Origin of the sequence: Cupriavidus sp. CuC1 (assembly GCF_044627735.1) — a bacterium.
Lineage (GTDB): Bacteria > Pseudomonadota > Gammaproteobacteria > Burkholderiales > Burkholderiaceae > Cupriavidus > Cupriavidus ulmosensis.
This window is the reverse complement of record NZ_JBIUHC010000090.1, coordinates 23,909-41,584: the sequence shown is the minus strand read 5'-3', so window position 1 is coordinate 41,584 and position 17,676 is coordinate 23,909. Positions and strand designations below refer to the sequence as shown.

The 17,676-nt window shown below is 65.8% G+C and carries 14 protein-coding genes and 1 pseudogene; 8 read left to right on the top strand and 7 right to left on the bottom strand.

All coding sequences use genetic code 11. From position 1 onward, the window contains the following. The first annotated feature begins 93 nt into the window (after positions 1-93). Positions 94-966: a fumarylacetoacetate hydrolase family protein gene (locus ACGLHR_RS31750; RefSeq protein ID WP_400098683.1), complete on the top strand. Its 873-nt coding sequence runs from the start codon at positions 94-96 to the stop codon at positions 964-966. Positions 967-987: 21 nt separating this feature from the next. Next, complete coding sequence (locus ACGLHR_RS31745) at positions 988-1,926, top strand: VOC family protein (protein WP_400098681.1); 939 nt, start codon at positions 988-990, stop codon at positions 1,924-1,926. 99 nt (positions 1,927-2,025) lie between these two features. On the opposite strand, the gene ACGLHR_RS31740 is transcribed toward ACGLHR_RS31745, so the two are convergent. The 4 genes from ACGLHR_RS31740 to ACGLHR_RS31725 form a co-directional block, all read right to left on the bottom strand. Further along, complete coding sequence (locus ACGLHR_RS31740) at positions 2,026-2,808, bottom strand: GntR family transcriptional regulator (protein ID WP_400098679.1); 783 nt, start codon at positions 2,806-2,808, stop codon at positions 2,026-2,028. Positions 2,809-2,904: 96 nt separating this feature from the next. After that, positions 2,905-3,996 (bottom strand): porin, encoded by a 1,092-nt coding sequence (locus tag ACGLHR_RS31735; RefSeq protein ID WP_400098677.1) that lies wholly within the window; start codon positions 3,994-3,996, stop codon positions 2,905-2,907. Positions 3,997-4,633: 637 nt separating this feature from the next. Beyond that, positions 4,634-6,325 (bottom strand): FAD-dependent monooxygenase, encoded by a 1,692-nt coding sequence (locus ACGLHR_RS31730; protein ID WP_400098675.1) that lies wholly within the window; start codon positions 6,323-6,325, stop codon positions 4,634-4,636. A 14-nt stretch (positions 6,326-6,339) separates the two neighbouring features. Continuing rightward, positions 6,340-7,314, bottom strand: coding sequence for a Bug family tripartite tricarboxylate transporter substrate binding protein (locus ACGLHR_RS31725; protein ID WP_400098673.1), 975 nt, complete (start codon positions 7,312-7,314; stop codon positions 6,340-6,342). A gap of 116 nt (positions 7,315-7,430) precedes the next feature. On the opposite strand from ACGLHR_RS31725, the gene ACGLHR_RS31720 reads away from it, so the two are divergent. Beyond that, on the top strand, positions 7,431-8,339 hold the full coding sequence (locus ACGLHR_RS31720) for a LysR substrate-binding domain-containing protein (RefSeq protein WP_318234412.1): 909 nt from the start codon (positions 7,431-7,433) through the stop codon (positions 8,337-8,339). A 22-nt stretch (positions 8,340-8,361) separates the two neighbouring features. On the opposite strand, the gene ACGLHR_RS31715 is transcribed toward ACGLHR_RS31720, so the two are convergent. Further along, complete coding sequence (locus tag ACGLHR_RS31715; RefSeq protein ID WP_318234459.1) at positions 8,362-9,408, bottom strand: type II asparaginase; 1,047 nt, start codon at positions 9,406-9,408, stop codon at positions 8,362-8,364. A 399-nt stretch (positions 9,409-9,807) separates the two neighbouring features. Between ACGLHR_RS31715 and ACGLHR_RS31710 the strand changes: the two genes are divergently transcribed. The 4 genes and pseudogenes from ACGLHR_RS31710 to ACGLHR_RS31695 form a co-directional block, all read left to right on the top strand. Next, positions 9,808-10,707 carry a LysR substrate-binding domain-containing protein gene (locus ACGLHR_RS31710; protein ID WP_400098671.1) on the top strand — a complete coding sequence of 300 codons (900 nt, stop codon included), beginning with the start codon at positions 9,808-9,810 and terminating at the stop codon, positions 10,705-10,707. Positions 10,708-10,937: 230 nt separating this feature from the next. Then, positions 10,938-12,215 carry a dicarboxylate/amino acid:cation symporter gene (locus tag ACGLHR_RS31705; protein WP_400098670.1) on the top strand — a complete coding sequence of 426 codons (1,278 nt, stop codon included), beginning with the start codon at positions 10,938-10,940 and terminating at the stop codon, positions 12,213-12,215. Further along, positions 12,212-13,681 (top strand): aspartate/glutamate racemase family protein, encoded by a 1,470-nt coding sequence (locus tag ACGLHR_RS31700; RefSeq protein ID WP_400098668.1) that lies wholly within the window; start codon positions 12,212-12,214, stop codon positions 13,679-13,681. Before ACGLHR_RS31705 ends, ACGLHR_RS31700 begins: the two co-directional genes overlap by 4 nt. Before the next feature lie 600 nt (positions 13,682-14,281). Further along, positions 14,282-14,398: pseudogene (locus ACGLHR_RS31695) on the top strand (FAD-dependent oxidoreductase); the annotation flags it as partial. 9 nt (positions 14,399-14,407) lie between these two features. Here ACGLHR_RS31695 and ACGLHR_RS31690 read toward each other — a convergent pair. Continuing rightward, positions 14,408-15,487 carry a maleylacetate reductase gene (locus tag ACGLHR_RS31690; RefSeq protein WP_400098666.1) on the bottom strand — a complete coding sequence of 360 codons (1,080 nt, stop codon included), beginning with the start codon at positions 15,485-15,487 and terminating at the stop codon, positions 14,408-14,410. An 11-nt stretch (positions 15,488-15,498) separates the two neighbouring features. After that, positions 15,499-16,518, bottom strand: coding sequence for a tripartite tricarboxylate transporter substrate binding protein (locus ACGLHR_RS31685; protein ID WP_400098664.1), 1,020 nt, complete (start codon positions 16,516-16,518; stop codon positions 15,499-15,501). A gap of 182 nt (positions 16,519-16,700) precedes the next feature. Between ACGLHR_RS31685 and ACGLHR_RS31680 the strand changes: the two genes are divergently transcribed. Further along, complete coding sequence (locus tag ACGLHR_RS31680) at positions 16,701-17,633, top strand: LysR family transcriptional regulator (protein WP_400098662.1); 933 nt, start codon at positions 16,701-16,703, stop codon at positions 17,631-17,633. Positions 17,634-17,676: the final 43 nt, after the last annotated feature.

Sequence of the window (17,676 nt, the reverse complement as noted above, 5' to 3'; positions counted from 1 at the left end):
GCGAACTTGTTAATTTATTAACGCCTAACCCGTCCCGCCGGACGACCGGAGATCCCGAAAATCCGACAGTCTCCTAGAGAGACAGGAAATCCGATGCGCTACGTCCGCTTTACCCTTGATGGCAAGAAACACCTGGGCGCCCGCGAAGGCGACAAGATCCGCATCCTGGGCGAGGCATCGCTCGAGTCGCTGCTGGCCGCCGGTGTGGACCTTGAGACCTACGCGTCGCAGCAGACCGGCGGCCGGCTGGTGTCGGAAGCCGACATCACGTTCCTGCCCGTGGTCGAGCATCCCGCCAAGATCTTCTGCATTGGCCTGAACTACGCCGACCACACCAAGGAAAGCAAGTACGAGCAGCCGAGCTATCCGACCATCTTCCCGCGCTACGACACCAGCCTGGTCGGGCACGACCAGCCCATCATCCGCCCGCGCGTGTCGGACTCGCTGGACTATGAAGGCGAACTGGCCGTGGTGCTGAAAAAAGGCGGCCGCCACATCGCCAAGGAAGACGCGCTCGACTGCATCGCCGGCTATGCGCTGTTCAACGACGGCTCGGTCCGCGAATACCAGTTCCTGTCGCCGCAATGGACAGTGGGCAAGAACTTCGATGCCACCGGCGCGTTCGGCCCGGAACTGGTGACCACCAGCGAAGTCCCGGCCGGCGCCAAGGGCCTGCTGCTGGAAACACGCCTGAACGGCAAGGTGGTGCAGTCCGCCAGCACCGATACGATGGTCTTCGACATCGCCACGCTGATTTCCGTGATCAGCGAAGCCATCACGCTGGAGCCGAGCGACGTGATCGTGACCGGCACCCCCAGCGGCATCGGCTGGGCGCGCGAGCCCAAGCTGCTGATGCGCCCGGGCGACGTGTGCGAAGTGTCGGTGACCGGATTCGCGCCGCTGCGCAATACGATTGCCGACGAAGCCGAGGCAACCGGGAACGTCAAGGCAGCCCTCGCCGCCTGACGCGACCAGCGGAGGAGACAAATGGAACAAGACAATGAGGCCGCCCGGCGCGACCCCGCCGTGCATTCGCTCGACCACTACGCCCTGACGGTGCCGGACCTAGGCGTCGCGGAACATTTCCTCGGCGCGTTCGGGCTGACAGTCGTCAGGCAAGACGGCGAGCTGGAAGTGCTGGCACAGGACGAACGGGTCTGGGCCCGGATCTTCCCGGGCGAGCGCAAGGCCCTCGCCTACCTGAGCTTCAATTGCTTCGAGGGGGATCTCGAAGGCATCCGCGCGAAACTGCTCGCCGCCAACGTGACGTTTGCCAGCGACGCGGCTCACGCCACCGCGCAAGGGCTGTGGTTCTACGACGCCGATGGCAATCTGATCCAGGTCAAGGTCGGGCCCAAGACCTCGCCCAGCTCGAAAAGCCCGCTCAAGAACATCCACGGCCCCGCGGACGTGCGGGGCGCGACCTTCCGCAACCGGGTCGGCAAGGTCCGCCCGCGGCGCCTGTCGCACGTGCTGCTGTTCACGCCGGACGTCTCCCGCGCGCTGGCGTTCTACAACGATGCGCTAGGCCTGCGCCTGTCCGACCGCTCCGGCGACGGCATCGCCTTCACCCACGCGCCGCACGGCTGCGACCATCACCTGCTGGCCTTCGCCAAAAGCTCGGCGCGCGGCTGGCACCATGCCGCATGGGATGTCGCCAGCGTCGATGAAGTCGGCCAGGGCGCGGGGCAGATGGCGGTCGCAGGTTATAAGGAGGGCTGGGGCACCGGGCGCCATGTGCTGGGCTCGAACTTCTTCCACTACGTGCGCGATCCCTGGGGCTCGTTCTGCGAGTACTCGGCGGACATCGACTACATCTCCGCCGGCCAGCAGTGGCCGGCCGGCGATTACCCGCCGGAAGACGCGCTGTACCAGTGGGGGCCGGACGTGCCGCCGTACTTTATTCATAACACCGAGGCCGAGTAGCAGCGCCAGTCGTGCCGCGAACACCATGACGGGCGGATCAGTCCGCCCGTCATGGTATTCCTCCTCTTGTCAGCCACCGTCCCCGCTATACCGCCCCCGCTATACCGCAGCCGCCTTCCTGGCACCCGCCTTCCCAGCCCCCGCCGCCTTCTGCGCTGCCAAATACGCCATGACGAGATCCGTCGTCACCTGGAAATGCGCATGAAGCAAGCGGCACGCCGTGTCGGCATCGCCCTTCACCGCAGCCTCGACGATGGCCTCGTGCTCCGCCATGACATCGCGCTTGCGGCCTGACTTCGGGATGTTCATCGACAGCAGCCGGTACCTGGCGGTCTGGTCGCGGAGCAAGGCGGAGAAGCGGCGCAGCCATGGCGACTCGCATCCCGCCACCAAGGCCGCGTGGAAATCCGAATGGGCATCTTCCCAGTCCGGGTTCATCTGGCGCCCTTCGCCGGGCAGGTAAAGCGGAATCCGCTTGAGGCGGTGGTGGGCGGCAATGAGCTGCCCCTCCCACTCCACGTTGGCGCAGGCGATGGCGTCGCGCAGCGCTTGCGTCTCGATCTGCTGGCGCACGCGGGTGATGTCGAGCAGTTCGCTCTCGGAGAGCTCGGCAACGCGAAAGCCCTTCTGGTCGATGGCGACGACGAAGCCCGTGGCGCACAGGCGCGACAACGCCTCGCGCAGGGGGATCACGCCCGCCTGGTAGCGCTCGGAGAGTTCCTTGAGCCGCAGCTTGCTGCCGGCGGGCAGCTTGCCCTGGATGATCTCTTCCCGGACCGTGAGTTCGAGAATGGACGCCCACGTGCGCCCGCCCGTGTCCGTGGCGCCGGGTTCGGCGACGTCTGGCATTGCGGTGGTGTGCCCGTTGGTTGAGGTAGCCAAGTCAGCCCCGTTTCATAGATATTCTGCATTTTATCTATTTTTCAGGGCCGCCCGTGCGTGGGCGGCCCTGATGATGCACGGGAATAGCGGCTTCGGTCAGAAGATGTGCTTTATCCCAAGCATGGCGCCGAGCTGGTTGCCGCCCGGTGCGGCATTGCTGCCCGGCGAGCCGGAGCTGACGGACAAGCCGAGGTTGCCGCGGTTGTCGATAAAGCCGGCGGTGCCGTAGACGGAGGTGCGCTTGGAGAAGGCGTAGGTGGCGCGCGCGGCGTACAGCCAGGCCTTGTTGGCGCTGTTGTGATAGCGCAGGTAGAAGGCTTCGCCGTCCACGCTGAACGCAGGCGTGATCGCGTATGACGCACCGGCGTACCACAGGTCGCTGCGTGGCGTCGGGCTGCCGTCGTTGTCGCGCCGGATCAGGCCGCCGCCGATCTTGGCCTTGCCCACGTTGGCGTAGCCGTTGACGGACAAGCGGTCGTCCTTCAGGCTGCTGCTGGTCAGGCCGCCGAACGCACCCGGGCCGCCCCGGATAGAATCGTAGGCCGCGCCCACGCCCCAGGCGCCGGTGTCGTACTTCAGCAGCGCGGACCATTCGCGGCAGGCGCGCTTGTCAGCGGGATTCTCGCCGCCGCAGTTGGTGCCGGACGGGCTGGGGCCGGCATTGACTGCATCGCGCCCAAAGCTGTAGGTGCCGCCGATGGTCACGCCGCCGAACGTGCCCTTGTACGACACGGCATTGTCCGCCCGCGCATTCGGCAGGTAGCTGTCGAGCGACGACGTGCCGAAGGTGTTCGGGCCGAGCATGTCCGCTTCCAGCGTCGACCAGAACAGCATCGTGTACTGCCGCCCGAACGCGACCTGGCCCCAGGCGCCCGACAGGCCGACCCATGCCTGCCGGCCAAACAGCCGGTTGCCCTGGTTCGACGTACCCGAGTCCGAGGCAAAGCCGGACTCCAGCGCGAACAGCGCCTTGAGCCCGTTGCCGAGATCCTCGGTGCCGCGCAAGCCCCAGCGCGACGGCACGGTGCCGGCCAGGCTGTTCATTCGCGTCACGCTGTCCTTGTTGGCGCCGATGTGGTTGACGTACTCGACGCCGGTATCGATGACGCCGTAGAGCGTCACGGATTGCGCCTGCGCGAGCGCGGGAATCGCGGCAGCGCAAGCGGCCGCTAGCCATCCGGTTTTCATTGGTCTCCTCCTGTGGTTGATTTTCTTATTTGGTGCATCGGGCTTCGACGTGGCCTGATCCGCCAGCGGTTTGCTCCCCCTGAAATGGAAGAGCAACCAGGGGAGAGGGCGGGCGCTGGCTCGAAGTGCAGTGCCTCGCTCTTGCGAATGCCCGCCCTCTCCCCCACCCCTCTCCCGCGAGCGGGAGAGGGGAGCTACGCCTGTGGCAGGTTTCGATCGATCGTCGTTGCCAGGCTGCTGCCGTCTTCATCGGTCTTCTCCTGTGGCTGATTTTTATTGATGCATCGGGCTTCCACGTGCTTTGATCCGCCAGCGGTTTGCTCCCCTCTCCCGCGAGCGGGAGTGGGCATACGCCTGTGGCAGGTTTCGATCGATCGTCGTTGCCAGGCTGCTGCCGTCCTCATCGGTCTCCTCCTGTGGCTGACTTCTTATTGATGCATCGGGCTTCCACGTGCTTTGATCCGCCAGCGGTTTGCTCCCCTCTCCCATGAAATGGGAGAGGGGCCGGGGGAGAGGGCGGGCGCTGGCTCGAAGTGCAGTGCCTCGCTCTTGCGAATGCCCGCCCTCTCCCCCACCCCTCTCCCGCGAGCGGGAGAGGGGAGTTACGCCTGTGGCAGGTTTTGATCGAGCGTCGTTGCTAGGCTGCTGGTGAGGCCTGCGCGCTATGCGCTGCTGCTGCCGCCTCGCTGCGGCCGGTGGCCAGCGCCAGCACCGGCCCGGCGCCCGCCGAGGCGTCGCCGCGCCATGCCACGTGATGATCCGGACGAATCAGCACGAGCTCCGCGCCATAGAGCGAGCGGGCCGCGTCGTCATCCACGCGAACCACGTCGAGTTGCATGCCGCTGCGCTGCGCGGCTTGCGTCCATGCGCCGGTATCGGACTGCGTGAATGCCAGCAGCGTGAAATCCCGGCCGAACAGGTCGAACAGCACCTTGCCGCCGACCACGGCGTGCGGCGCGCGGGCGCCCGGGTAGGCGCTGGGCACATAGCGATTGGGATCGTCAGGCGGCGGGGTGGCGGCATCGCTCGCCACGATCGGGCTGCCGGCGTAGCGCACGCCCAGTTGCAAACCCGGGATGTTGAACTCCTTGCTCACATGGCTGGCCAGCGCCTGGCCCAGCGCGGCGCGTGCGCTCTCGCCTGCAGGGCCTGCCGCGCTGACTTCCGCGCCGACCCGGATATTGCCGATGCTGTCTGCCATCCGCCGCGCAAAGGCTGTGTTGCGCAGTGCGATGGGCCGGCGCTCGGCGTCGTACGTGTCGAGCAACGCGGCCGGCGCGGCACCCTGTGTCACCGCGGCGAGCTTCCAGCCGAGGTTGACGGCGTCATCGATGGAGGTGTTGTAGCCCATGCCGCCGGTCGGCGTGAACAGGTGCGCGGCGTCGCCGGCCAGGAACATCCGGCCCGACGACATGCGGTCCGCCACCAGCGTGTAGCCGGCCACCCAGGGCATCATCGCGATCAGGTTGAAATCAAAGCTGGCGCCGACCACCGCGCGCGATACCGCAGCCGGGTCGATGTCCTGCGTATCGCGGCCGGCTTCGAGCTGGATGGCCAGCAGGAACGTCTCGACGCCATCGATCGCGATCAACAGGCCGCGCTGCTGCGCGTTCACGGCCCAGTACTGCCATGCGCGGTCCTTGCCCAGCGCCGCATAGAGATCCCTGGAGCGGAAGTAGATCGACAGCATCTGCCCGCCAAAGAAGTCACGCTGCTCGCCGCCCTGCCCGGAGTACGCAATGCCCAGCGACTTGCGCACCAGGCTGCGTGGGCCATCGCAGCCCACCAGGAAGCCTGCCTTGACCTGCCAGCGCGCGCCGCCGTCGGCCGGCATCACGTCGACAGTGACACCGTCATCCGTTTGCGCGACCGCCATGGCCTGCTGGCCGAGATGCAGCTGCACGCTCCCATAGCTAGCCGCCTGCTGGCGCAGCACCGGCTCTATATACATCTGCTGCGCGCGGTGCGGCAGCTCAGGCGTGGGCCAGGCAGCGTCGCCATAGTCGCCAACCGAGGCGCGGGACCGGGCCTGCTCGCGGGACGGGATCTTGAACCGGGCCAGCTCAACGCCGCAGAGCTGCGTGCGATAGACCACGTCCTGTGGATGCGCCGGGGGCAGGCCTAGCGCGCGGATGGCTTGGGCAAAGCCACGGCGGCGGTAATGCTCCATCGTGCGCGAAGACGTCGCGTTGGCCTTGGGAAAGGCAGGTGGATCCAGGTCATCTTCCAGCAGCACGCAACGCACGTTGCGGCATCCCAGTTCGATGGCCAGCATGAGCCCGGCCGGCCCGCCGCCGATGATGGCGACGTCGGTTTGCACTGTCTTCACGATGGGTCTTCCAATCAGTTGATGGTGGCGCCGGTGCGCTTGACCATGTCCGCGTAGCGCGGCGTGTCCTTGCGCATCCATTCGGAAACCTGTTCGCCGGTGCTGCCTGCCGGCACAAAACCGAAGGTGGCCATCTTGGCCTTGACCTCGGGCGTATCCAGCGCTTCGCGCACCGCCCTGCCGATGGCGGATACGCGCTCCGGCGGCGTACCGGCAGGCGCCAGCAGCGCAACCCAGGTCGAGGCCTCGATGCCGCGCGGGCCACCGGCCTCCTCGATCGTCGGCACCTCGGGCAAGGCGATGGAGCGCTTGTGGTCCGCCACCGCCAGCACGCGCAGCTTGCCCGCCAGGATCAGCGGGCCGGCCGTGGCGTACGAGCCCAGCGCCCAGGTCACCTCGCCATTGGCCACGGCGGTATAGAGCTGCGCGGTGTCCTTGAACGGCGCGTGCAGCATCTGCGTGCCAGTGGCGGCCTCAAGCTGGGCGGCGCCCAGGTGGCCGGGGCTGCCAACCGCCCATGAGCCATACGACACCACATTCGGGCCGGCCTTGGCGGCACTCAGGAGCGCGGGGATGGACTTGATGGGGCTGTGCGATGAGACCACAACGAAAAAGGCGGTCCGGTACAGCCCGGTGACGGGCACGTAGTCCTTCACCGGGTCGTAAGGCAGTTTCTTGAACAGGCTGGGATTGATGGCCAGGTGGCCTACGTCCGCGATGCCCAGCTCGTACCCGGTGGCGGGCGAGCGGCGGGTGGCCTCCATGGCGATGAAGCCGTTGCCGCCCGGGCGGGCGTCGACGATCACCGGCTGGTTCCAGTCCCGGCCGAGCCGGTCACCAATCATGCGGGAGACCGCATCCGGGCCGCTGCCTGCCGGGAACGGGCTGAGCAGGTGGACTGGCCTGGCAGGGAATGTCTCGGCGTGTGCCGGCAGCGCGCTGAGTATGCATGCAGCCGCGACAGCCGCCGCGAGGGGGCCTCGAATCATCTGTGTCTCCGTTTGGTTTTATCTGGTTTTGATGTTTGTTTGACTGGATACTAGACGCGCCATGCGGATGCTGAAAGATGGCAAAATCACTCCGTCGATGCCTACTGGTTATCAGCATGAAACTGCATCACCTGCGCGATTTCATCGCCATCGCAGAAACGCGAAGCGTCAGAGGCGCCGCCCGCAAGCTCGGCCTGTCCCAGCCCGCGCTGACTCGCAGCCTGCAAGAACTGGAAGGCGAACTCGGCACGCCCCTGCTGGAGCGGCACGCCAGGGGCGTCAGCCTTACCGCCATCGGGCAGGCGTTTTTCAGTCGCATGCACTCGGCGATGGAGGACATCAGGCGGGCGCAGGATGAGGTGGCGCAGCTGCTCGGGACGCAAACGGGCGCGGTCTGCGTTGGCCTGTCGAGCGCGGTGTGGCTGGGCATGGCGGCCGAAGTCCATACGGCCTTCCGCAAGCAATACCCTGGCATTCGCTTGCGCATGGTCGAAGGCTTCTTCTCCACGCTGGAAGCAAGGCTGCAGGATGGCACGCTGGATTTCTGCATCTGTCCGCGGCCGGTACGTGCCATCGGCGATGCGTACCAGATCCAGTTGCTCTTCCAGAACGAGCGCCTCGTGGTTTGCCGCAAAGGCCACCCCATGCGCGCAGCGAAGCGGCTCAAGGAACTGGTGGACGAAGAGTGGATCCTGACCGGCGTGCGCGAACGCGTCGAAGCCGAGTTCGAGGAACTGTTCAGCAGCCATGGCCTGAGGACACCCGTGGCCATGACGCAGGCGGAATCCATGGTCGGCGTGGCAGTGCTGCTCGGCTCGACCGACGCGCTGGCGGTGCTGCCCAGGCAATGGGTCAACTCGCCGTTGCTATCCCACGTGATCGAGGCGATCCCCATCAAGGAACGCATCGACGGCCCCGATATCGTCCAGATTTCGCGGGCCGGGGTCCCGCTCACGCCGGCCGCGCAGCACTTTGCCACGCTGTTCGAGCGGGCAGCGGGACATTACGCTGCCCGCTCGAAGTAGCGGGTCTGCTGTCCTCTCCTGATCAATAAGTATTGAACATGCGCTGGAGCTCGCGCGGTTCGGAGGTCTTCGTCAAGCCCAGCATCAAGAGGATGCGCGCCTTCTGCGGATTGAGCGTGTCCGAGACGACGAAGCCCTGCTTGTCGTCATCCACCTCGCCGTTGCGGGCCACAATGCCCTGGCCCACGCGGGACGAGCGCACGATGGTGACGCCCTTGCCGTGCGCGGCAACGAGCGCCGGCAACATCTTGGTCGACACGCTGCCATCGCCGACGCCGGCATAGACCACGCCCTTGCTGCCTGCCCCGACGAATGCGTTGAGCGCCGAAGGCGTGACCTCCGCGTAGCTGTAGGCGATATCGACCCGCGGCAAAGCGGTGAGGTTCGTCACATCGAACTCCGAGTCAGCCGTGTTCTTGCGGGTGGACACATGATAGAACTCCGTCCTGCCCCCCTGAATATAGCCAAGCGAACCCAGTTCCGGCGCCTTGAAGGTGTCCACCGTAAAGGTATTCGTCTTGGTGACGTCCCTCGCCCCGAGGATGTGATCGTTCATCACGACCAGCACGCCCTTTCCGACGGCGTTCGGACTCGCCGCCACGGAGACGGCGTTGTAGAGGTTCAGGGGACCGTCCGCGCTATGGGCGGTGGAAGGCCGCATCGAGCCAGTCAGCACGACCGGCTTGCGGCTCTTCACCGTGAGGTTGAGAAAGTACGCCGTCTCCTCCATCGTGTCGGTGCCGTGCGTGACCACCACACCCGCCACGTCGGGCTGCGCCAGTGCCGCATTCACTTTCTTGGCCAGGTTGAGCCAGTGATCGACATCCATGTCCGAGCTATCGATCTGGTAGACCTGCTCGCCGCTGATATTGGCCACCTTGCGCATTTCCGGCACCGCATCGACCAGCCGCTCGATTGCCACCTTGTTGGTCGAATAGCCAACGACCGTGGTCTTTTCCGCCCCTGTTTCCGCGATGGTGCCTCCCGTTGCGAGGATCACGACGTGCGGCAGCGACTTCGTCGCCGCGGGCATGGGTTGGGCCTGGGCTTGCGCCTGAGCACAGTGCATTGTCGAAAACGCGGCAATGACGACAAGCGACCGAATATGGAAAGCGGCTTTCATTTCTGTTCCCTGAATACGTGAATGTCTGAGCGGCTGGCCGGCCTCGCATTGAGTCGGGTCGAGTCGGGTCGAGTCGGCCATGGTGTTCTCCGCCACCATGCCTTGCGGCACCCGGAGAACACCGGTGAGGATCGACTGACAGCAGCCACGCTGATCCTGGCTCGGGGAATGCACCAAGCGGATGCCAGCAGTCTTGAGCGGATAGTAGGAGGCGCAAAAAAGGACGTGATGCTGGTACCGCATGCCGTCATGCGGATAAGGCATAGATAGGGTAAACGCTAGCCACTGCGCAGGATCGGAGCGGATAGCCTTCCGTGCAGTCGCATCACCGCCGGAGGCATGGACATGGAAGTCAAATGGATCGAGGACTTCATTGCCCTCACGCAGTACCAGAGCTTTTCACGCGCGGCGGAGATCCGCAACGTCACCCAGTCGGGCTTCAGCAGACGCATCCAGGCGCTCGAGCAATGGGTGGGCGCCGACCTTGTCGACCGGAGCACTTACCCCCCCACCCTCACGCCCGCCGGGCGCCTGTTCGAGGAAGCGGCGGACGACGTCCTGAGCAAACTGGTCGATACGCGCGCCATTATCCGGTCCGAACATCGCATGCCAGGACCCGGCCTTCAGATCGCGGCCGGACACACGATATCCCTGAACTTCCTGCCGGGCTGGTTCAACGCCGTGCGCAGGCATGTCGGCGACCTGCGCGCGCGCGTGATTCCCACCAATGTGCATGATTCCGTGCTCACCCTGGTCAATGGCAATTGCGACCTGATGTTTGCTTACGACCACCCGGGCCTGCCCTTGCACCTGGACCCGGTCAGGTACCCGTATCTGACCGTGGGACAGGATACGTTCATGCCCGTCAGCAAGCCCAACCAGCGGCTGGGGCCCTTGCATCGGCTGCCGGGCACGCCCGGCCATCCCTTGCCATTGATCTCCTATACCAGCACGAGCTATTTCGGCCGTTGCCTCGCCCTGTTGTTGAGCCGTGCCGACACGCAGCCCGTGCTCCGCCTCGACTATGAGTCGGATATGGCGGAGGTGCTCAAAAAGATGCTGGTGGCGGGAGAAGGCATTGCCTGGCTACCGAAAAGCTCGATCGAGGCAGAGCTGGCCTCCGGGGCCCTGGTCCCCGCCGGCGGCCCGTCCTGGTCCATCGACCTGGATCTTCGCGTGTACCGGAACCAATACAACCGCAACGAACTCCTCGATACGCTCTGGCGCTATCTCAGCACGCTCTGAGCGCGCAGGAGCGGGGCGCACGCTCGTTTACCCGAACTATGCGCCGCAGGCATGAGGGCTTGCGGGACTCGCATCACGGGGCCCGCTCCCTTTCGTAGTATCCGTCCATGCACTGACCGCACCGGCCTCCCAAGCCAGGCCCCGGTTTCACCGGCGGGCCGGCGCCGTGCAACAGGCCACGGATTCAGCCCCGGTTGATTCCGGCATGAGACCTCACTGGACGGAGCAAGATGAAAAACCGCCTCACCGCTTATATTCTCGCCGGCATGGTGCTCGGCATCGCCGTCGGCTACGCCTGCCACAAAATGGCGCCGGACGCCGACTCAGCCAAAGCCATTGCCGGCTATTTCTCGATCATCACCGACATTTTTCTCCGCCTGATCAAGATGATCATCGCGCCGCTCGTGTTCGCGACGCTGGTCTCGGGGCTGTCCGGCATGGAAGGGACCAGCGATGTGCGCCGCATCGGCATGCGCTCGGTGGGCTGGTTTGTCTGCGCATCCCTGATGTCGCTCACCCTCGGGCTGATGCTCGCCAACCTGCTGCAACCCGGCGCGGGCCTGAACCTGACGCCGAGCAGTGCCGATGTCGCGACGGGCCTGAATACGGCTGGCCTCAACTTCAGGGACTTTATAACCCACGCCTTCCCGACCAGCCTTCTCGACGCGATGGCGCGCAACGACATCCTGCAGATCCTGGTCTTCTCGGTGCTCTTCGGTGTCGTGCTCGGCGTGCTCAGGAACGACCCGCGGGTGACGCCGCTTGTGCGCACCGTCGATGCGCTGGTGCCCGCGATGCTCAAGCTCACCGACTATGTCATGGCGCTCGCGCCGATCGGCGTATTCGGCGCCATCGCATCGGCCATCACGCTGCACGGGCTCGATGTGCTGACGACCTACGGCAAGCTCATCGGCAGCTTCTATATTGGACTCGCCGTGCTCTGGGCCCTGCTGATCGGCGTCGGCCATGCCTTCCTGGGCCGCCCGATCTGGGCGCTCCTGAAGGCCGTGCGCGAACCGGCCATGCTCGCGTTCTCCACCGCCAGCAGCGAGGCAGCGTATCCGCGTCTGACCGAGAAGCTCGAGGCGTTCGGCGTCGACAAGAAGGTGGTTGGTTTCACCCTGCCCCTGGGCTATGCATTCAATCTCGACGGCTCGATGATGTACCAGGCGTTTGCGGCGATCTTTATCGCGCAGGCGTTCGGCATCGACATGCCGGTGTCGCAACAGATCCTGATGCTGCTGGTGCTGATGGTGAGCAGCAAGGGCATGGCGGGCGTTGCACGGGGCTCGGTGGTGGTGGTTGCCGCCGTCGCGCCGATGTTCCACTTGCCGCCGTCCGGCGTCGTGCTCATCCTTGCGATCGACCAGGTACTGGATATGGGGCGTACCGCAACCAACGTCATCGGCAACAGCATCGCCACCGCGGCCATTGCGAAATGGGAGACGCGCCGGGCCACGCGCAGCGAGGAACAAAGCTTCGACAGCTTGCAGGGTGAAGTGAAATGACTACGATACCCGCGGCGCAAGGCCGCCGCTCCTTTGGCGTGATCGGTGGTCTTGGTGCACTGGCTAGCGCCGACGTGTTCTTCAAGCTGATCAAGTCGACGCCTGCACGCAACGATTCGGAACACTTCGACATCGTCCTGGAGCAGCATCCGTTTCGAAACGCGAGCCTCACCACGGCCGCGACCACGGAGCGCAAACTGTACATCTTCGACATGATTCGCGCCTTCGAGCGGCGCGGCATCGATGCAGTGGTGCTGCCCTGCTTTCTCAGCCACACCTTCATCGACGAACTGGCGGCGAACTCTCCGCTCCCCATCATCGACATGATGGAGGCGCTGCACAACCATGTGCGGCGCAAGTTCCCGACGCTGCGGCGCGTAGGCGTGCTCGGGTCGGACTACACGCGCGGCAAGCATCTGTTCGAGCGCTACTTCGCCAGCCCGGAGTTCGAGGTATTGCACCCACGGATCGAAGGCGGCGTGGATCGCGTGACGCGCGCGGTGTATGACGCCGACGGCATCAAGAGCGGAAACTTGCGTGGCCGCCCTATCGAACTGTTGCGCGATGCCTGTCGCGACCTGATCGGCCAGGGCGCGCAACTGATCCTGCCCGGCATGACCGAGATCTCCCTTGTGCTCGACGAAATCGGGCCCCTGCCGGTGCCGGTTGTCGACTCGAATCTCGCCTATGCGCAGTACGTGGTTTCAGGTCAGTATGCGGCGCCCGGGAAACAGTTCAAGGTCGGCGTGGTGGGCGGCGTCGGTCCCGCTGCTACCGTCGACTTCATCCAGAAGATCGTTCGCCATACGCCCGCGGCGCGCGACCAGGACCATATCAAGCTGCTGGTCGAGCAGAATCCGCAAATTCCGGATCGCACCGAGAACCTCGTTGGCGAGGGACCCGACCCGACGATTTCCTTGTATGCCACTTGCAAGAAGCTGGAGGCGGGAGATGCCGACATCATTGCCATTCCGTGCAACACGGCGCATGCCTTTGTCGAGCGCGTGCAGCCCTATCTCAATATCCCGATCGTCAATATGCTGACGGTCACGGCGGAGTTCTTGCGCAAGACGTTTCCAGGCCTGCACAAGGTCGGCGTACTGGCCACTTCCGGCACGGTGGCCAGCGGCGTGTACCAGAAAGCCCTTGAAGCCCATGGTTTCGAGCAGGTCGTGCCAGGCCCCGGTCTCCAGGCTCGCGTGATGCGTGCCATCTACGGTCCTCATGGTGTCAAGGCCGGCTTTACGACTGGTGAATGCGTCGACGACCTTGTCGCGGCGGTCGAGGAAATGGCGGCCCGCGATGTCGGAATCGTCATCCTGGCCTGCACCGAATTGCCCTTGCTCCTCCCACAGGCGGAAATACGCTGTGCCAACGGCCGCGTCATCACGCTGATCGACCCGACGGATGTGCTGGCAAGGCACTGCGTCGCCTGCGCGATGGGTGACGCCAAGCCCAATCCGTGAGCATCAAGCTGAGCTGACAGGTGAAGTCGGGCAAGCCGTGTGACCCGCCCCCAGGCGGGTCACACCCAAACCTGCTGGTAGGTGAGTTGCCTCGTTCCTGCAAGCGCCCGCCCTCTCCCCCGGCCCCTCTCCCACAAGTGGGAGAGGGGAGAAAACCGGCAGGAGAGTTGGGACATCGATTCGGTTCGGCCGTGATTCCCGCCAGTCAGGCGGGAATCACCCCAGCGCGATGCGAAGCGAGCCGTCAAGGTGTGCAGAGGCCGTATGGGGCGCCTCGGGATTCGGCGAAAAGAGCGGAAAAGAGGGACCCATGTCTGAGTATCGCCTTAAGGCGATGCGAGTTTGGGTCCCGGCCGCTCTTTTCGTCGAATCCCGAGGGGGTGTCGCCCCATCCGGCGCGCCTTTTTTGCCTACTTTTTTGGCAAGACAAAAAAGTAGGTCGCCGCCCCGCAGGGGTGGTGAAACTGCAGTTGATTTTGACGTTAAGCAGTTGCAGTTGCAGTTGCAACCAACAACCCCAATCGCCCCCCAATCGCCCCCCAATCACCTGGAGCCATCCCAAATGGAACGCATTGACTGCGCCGTAATCGGCGCCGGCGTAGCGAGCACGGGATTCCCGGCCTGCTCAACCTGTTTGGCATCGAGTCGCCCGGGCTGACAGCATCGCTGGCTATCGGCGAATACGTGGGTAAGCGGGTGGCGGCGTCAGCGCACTGATTGCGGCCCTCATGCCGCAGGCCGCGCCCCCTCGAACGCATCCTGCAGCAGTTGCCGGATCGCCGCCCTCTCCAGCGCTCGCGGATTCGGGTACTGGTCCAGCAAGGCGAGCTCGCAAGCGCGATCCAGATCGGCGAGCTGCATGCCGATATCGCGCAGCGCAACCGGTGCGCCATTGTCGCGGGCCAGATCGAACAGCGCTTGTGGAGCGCTCGCCGCGCCAAGCGCCGATGCCACCGTGGCGATCGCCTGCGGCGCGGCGCTCGCGTTATAGGCCAGCGCGTGCGGCAGCACGATGGTGTGCACCTCGGCGTGCGGCAGGTTGAAGCTGCCGCCCAGCGTATGGCACAGCTTGTGGTGCAGCGACATGCCAACGTTGGCCAGCACGCTGCCGCACAACCACGCGCCATACAGCGCATCGCTGCGGGCGGCCAGCATGTCCGGCGCGCTGCCGCTGGCGTGCGCCTGGCGGATCGCGGGAAGCGCGCGGCCCAGCGCGGCGATGCCTTCGCGGGCCATCAGGCTGGTGACGGGATTGGCGTCGCTGGCGTAGAGCCCTTCGGCGGCGTGCGCGATGGCGTTGATGCCGCTGGTCACGCTCAGCATCAGCGGCAGGCCGAGCGTGAGCTCGGGGTCGTACACCACGGTGCGCGGCAGCACGCGCGCGTCGCGGCCGGTGCGCTTGATGCCGCCTTCGGTCAGGCCGAAGATCAGTGTCATCTCGGAGCCCGAGTACGTGGTGGGCACCGCCACGATCGGCAGGCCCGACTCCAGCGCGATGGCTTTGCCCAGCCCGATGGTGGAGCCGCCGCCGATCGCCACCGCGCAATCCGCGCCCAGGCGCGCGGCCTGCTCGCGGGCGGCGCGCGCGGATTCGATCGGCACGTGCATCACGGCACCGTCGAAGACGCCCGCGGCACGCGCGCCCAGCATGTCCGCCACGTGCTCGGCCTGGCCGCGCTGGCCTGGCGTGGACAGCACCAGGACGCGGTGCGCGCCCAGCGCGTCGATCTCGGCACCGAGCTGGCCCAGCGCGCCGGCGCCAAACACCACGCGCTGCGGATGGCTTTGGTAGACGAAGGATTTCATGATGCGCTTGCTCAGTCGGCCACGATATTGCGGCTCTTGATCACGCGGGCCCAGCGCTGGGATTCGCTCTTGACCAGCGCATTCATCTCCTGCCGGCCGCCCGCCACCACCTCGAAGCCACCGTCGGCCAGGCGCTGCGCCACCTTGGGGTCGCGCAGGGTGGCGCTCATGTCCGCCGCGAGCCGGTTCAGGATGGCTTCGGGCGCCTTGGCCGGCGCGATCATGCCCACCCACGAATAGACTTCGAAGCCCTTGTAGGTCTCGGCAATCGCCGGCACCGCGGGCAGGTGCGCATCGCGCTTGGGCGAGGTCACCGCCAGCGCGCGCAGCTTGCCGCCCTGGATATGCGGCAGCACCAGCGGCAAGCTGGCAATCATCGAATCGACGTGGCCGCCAAGCAGATCCGAGATGGCCGGGCCGCCGCCCTTGTAAGGCGTGTGGATGCCGCTGGTGCCCGCGGTCTCGTGGAACAGCTCGGCCGCCAGCTGGTTGGAGCTGCCGGCGCCCACCGAGGCATAGGAAACGGTGGCCGGCTTCCTGGCGGCGGCCACGTAATCCTGCAGCGTCTGGAACCGCGAGCTGGCCGGCACCACCAGCACCATGGGCGAGCGCACCATGTACGACACGCCGGTCAGGTCCCGCTCGGGCGCGTAGGGCAGCTTCGGATACATCGAGGATTCGGTGGCGAAGGAGTCGAAGATCATCCCCACCGTGTAGCCGTCCGGCGCGCTGCGGGCGATGGCGCCGGTGCCGATGGTGCCGCCCGCGCCGGCGCGATTCTCGATGACCACCGTCTGGCCAAGGCGGCTGCGGAAGTCCTCCTGGATCTGGCGGCCCACCTTGTCGACCGTGCCGCCGGCCGCGAACGGGATGATCAGCGTGACCGGCTTGGCCGGGTAGGCCTGCGCGTGCGCGCCCCCGGCAAAGCCCAGCGCCAGCGCGGCCGTGGCGGCCATGCGCCGCAGCACCGCCTTGCCGCGCGCGGCGACGACGGGTTGATCGGGCCTGCTAGTCTCCAGTCTTATCGTCATTATGTTTTCCTGTTGTGATCGTGCCTCGCCGCACCGTGCCCGCCGAGGCGGGTGCTCGATGCTCTGCTTTTGCCAAATTCGCCAAGATGGCCCGAGCAGGAGGCCTGCGATCGATGCTAACCTGTAGCATCGGCCGGGGCAATCGGGTCTGGCCGCGAAATGCCTTTGCACAGGACGCACAAATGGAATCGGCGAAATTTGCTGAGAATCTTTCGATCTTTGTCGAGGTGGCACAGGCGCGGAGCTTCTCCGCCGTGGCCCGCCGCAAGGGCATGGTGGCCTCATCGGTGGCCCGCCAGATCGATTCGCTGGAGAACGAGCTGCAGGTGGCGCTGTTTACCCGCTCCACCCGCGCACTGGTCCGCACCGACGCCGGCAACCTGCTGTTCGAGCGCGCGGTCAAGATCCTGCACGACATGACCGACGCGCGCAGCGAGGTCACCTCGCTGGAGCAAGGCGTGAGCGGCCTGCTGCGCGTAAGCTGCCTGCCCGCCTTTGGCCGGCGCCACGTGGTGCCGCACCTGGCCGCCATCTATGACAAGTACCCGCGCCTGGCCATCGAGCTGGACCTGACCGAGCGCATCGTCGACCCCGTGGTGGAACGCATCGACCTGGTGATCCGTGTGGGCCAGCAGGCGGACAGCAGCCTGATCGCCCAGCGCGTGGCCAGCCAGCGTTACGTGATCTGCGCTGCGCCGGCCTACCTGGCGCGCCACGGCAAGCCGCGGCACGCCAGCGAGCTGGGCAGCCACCGGCTGATCGACCGCCGCCACAGCACCAGCATGCGCGGCTGGCGGGAGCTGCTGGATGGCGACGTCGCGCAACAGGCCATGTTCGCCTTCGAGTGCGACGATTGCGATGCGCGGCGGCTATCGGTGCTGCAGGGGCTGGGCATTGCCCTGATGCCGGACTGGTCGATCGGCGGCGATATCGGCGATGGCCGTCTGATCGAGCTGGAAATGGATGGGCTGGCCCCGCAACCGGATACCGGCATCTACCTGCTGCGCGCGCTGCCGCGTGCCAGCGCCAAGGTGCGGGCATTCTGCGAGCACCTGAGCGCCAGCATCGGCAGCCCGCCGCGCTGGCAGGTGGCCATGGCGCCGGTGGGCGAGTAGCGCGGGCTTGTGCAGGCTTGTGCAGGCTTGTGAGGAATACGCA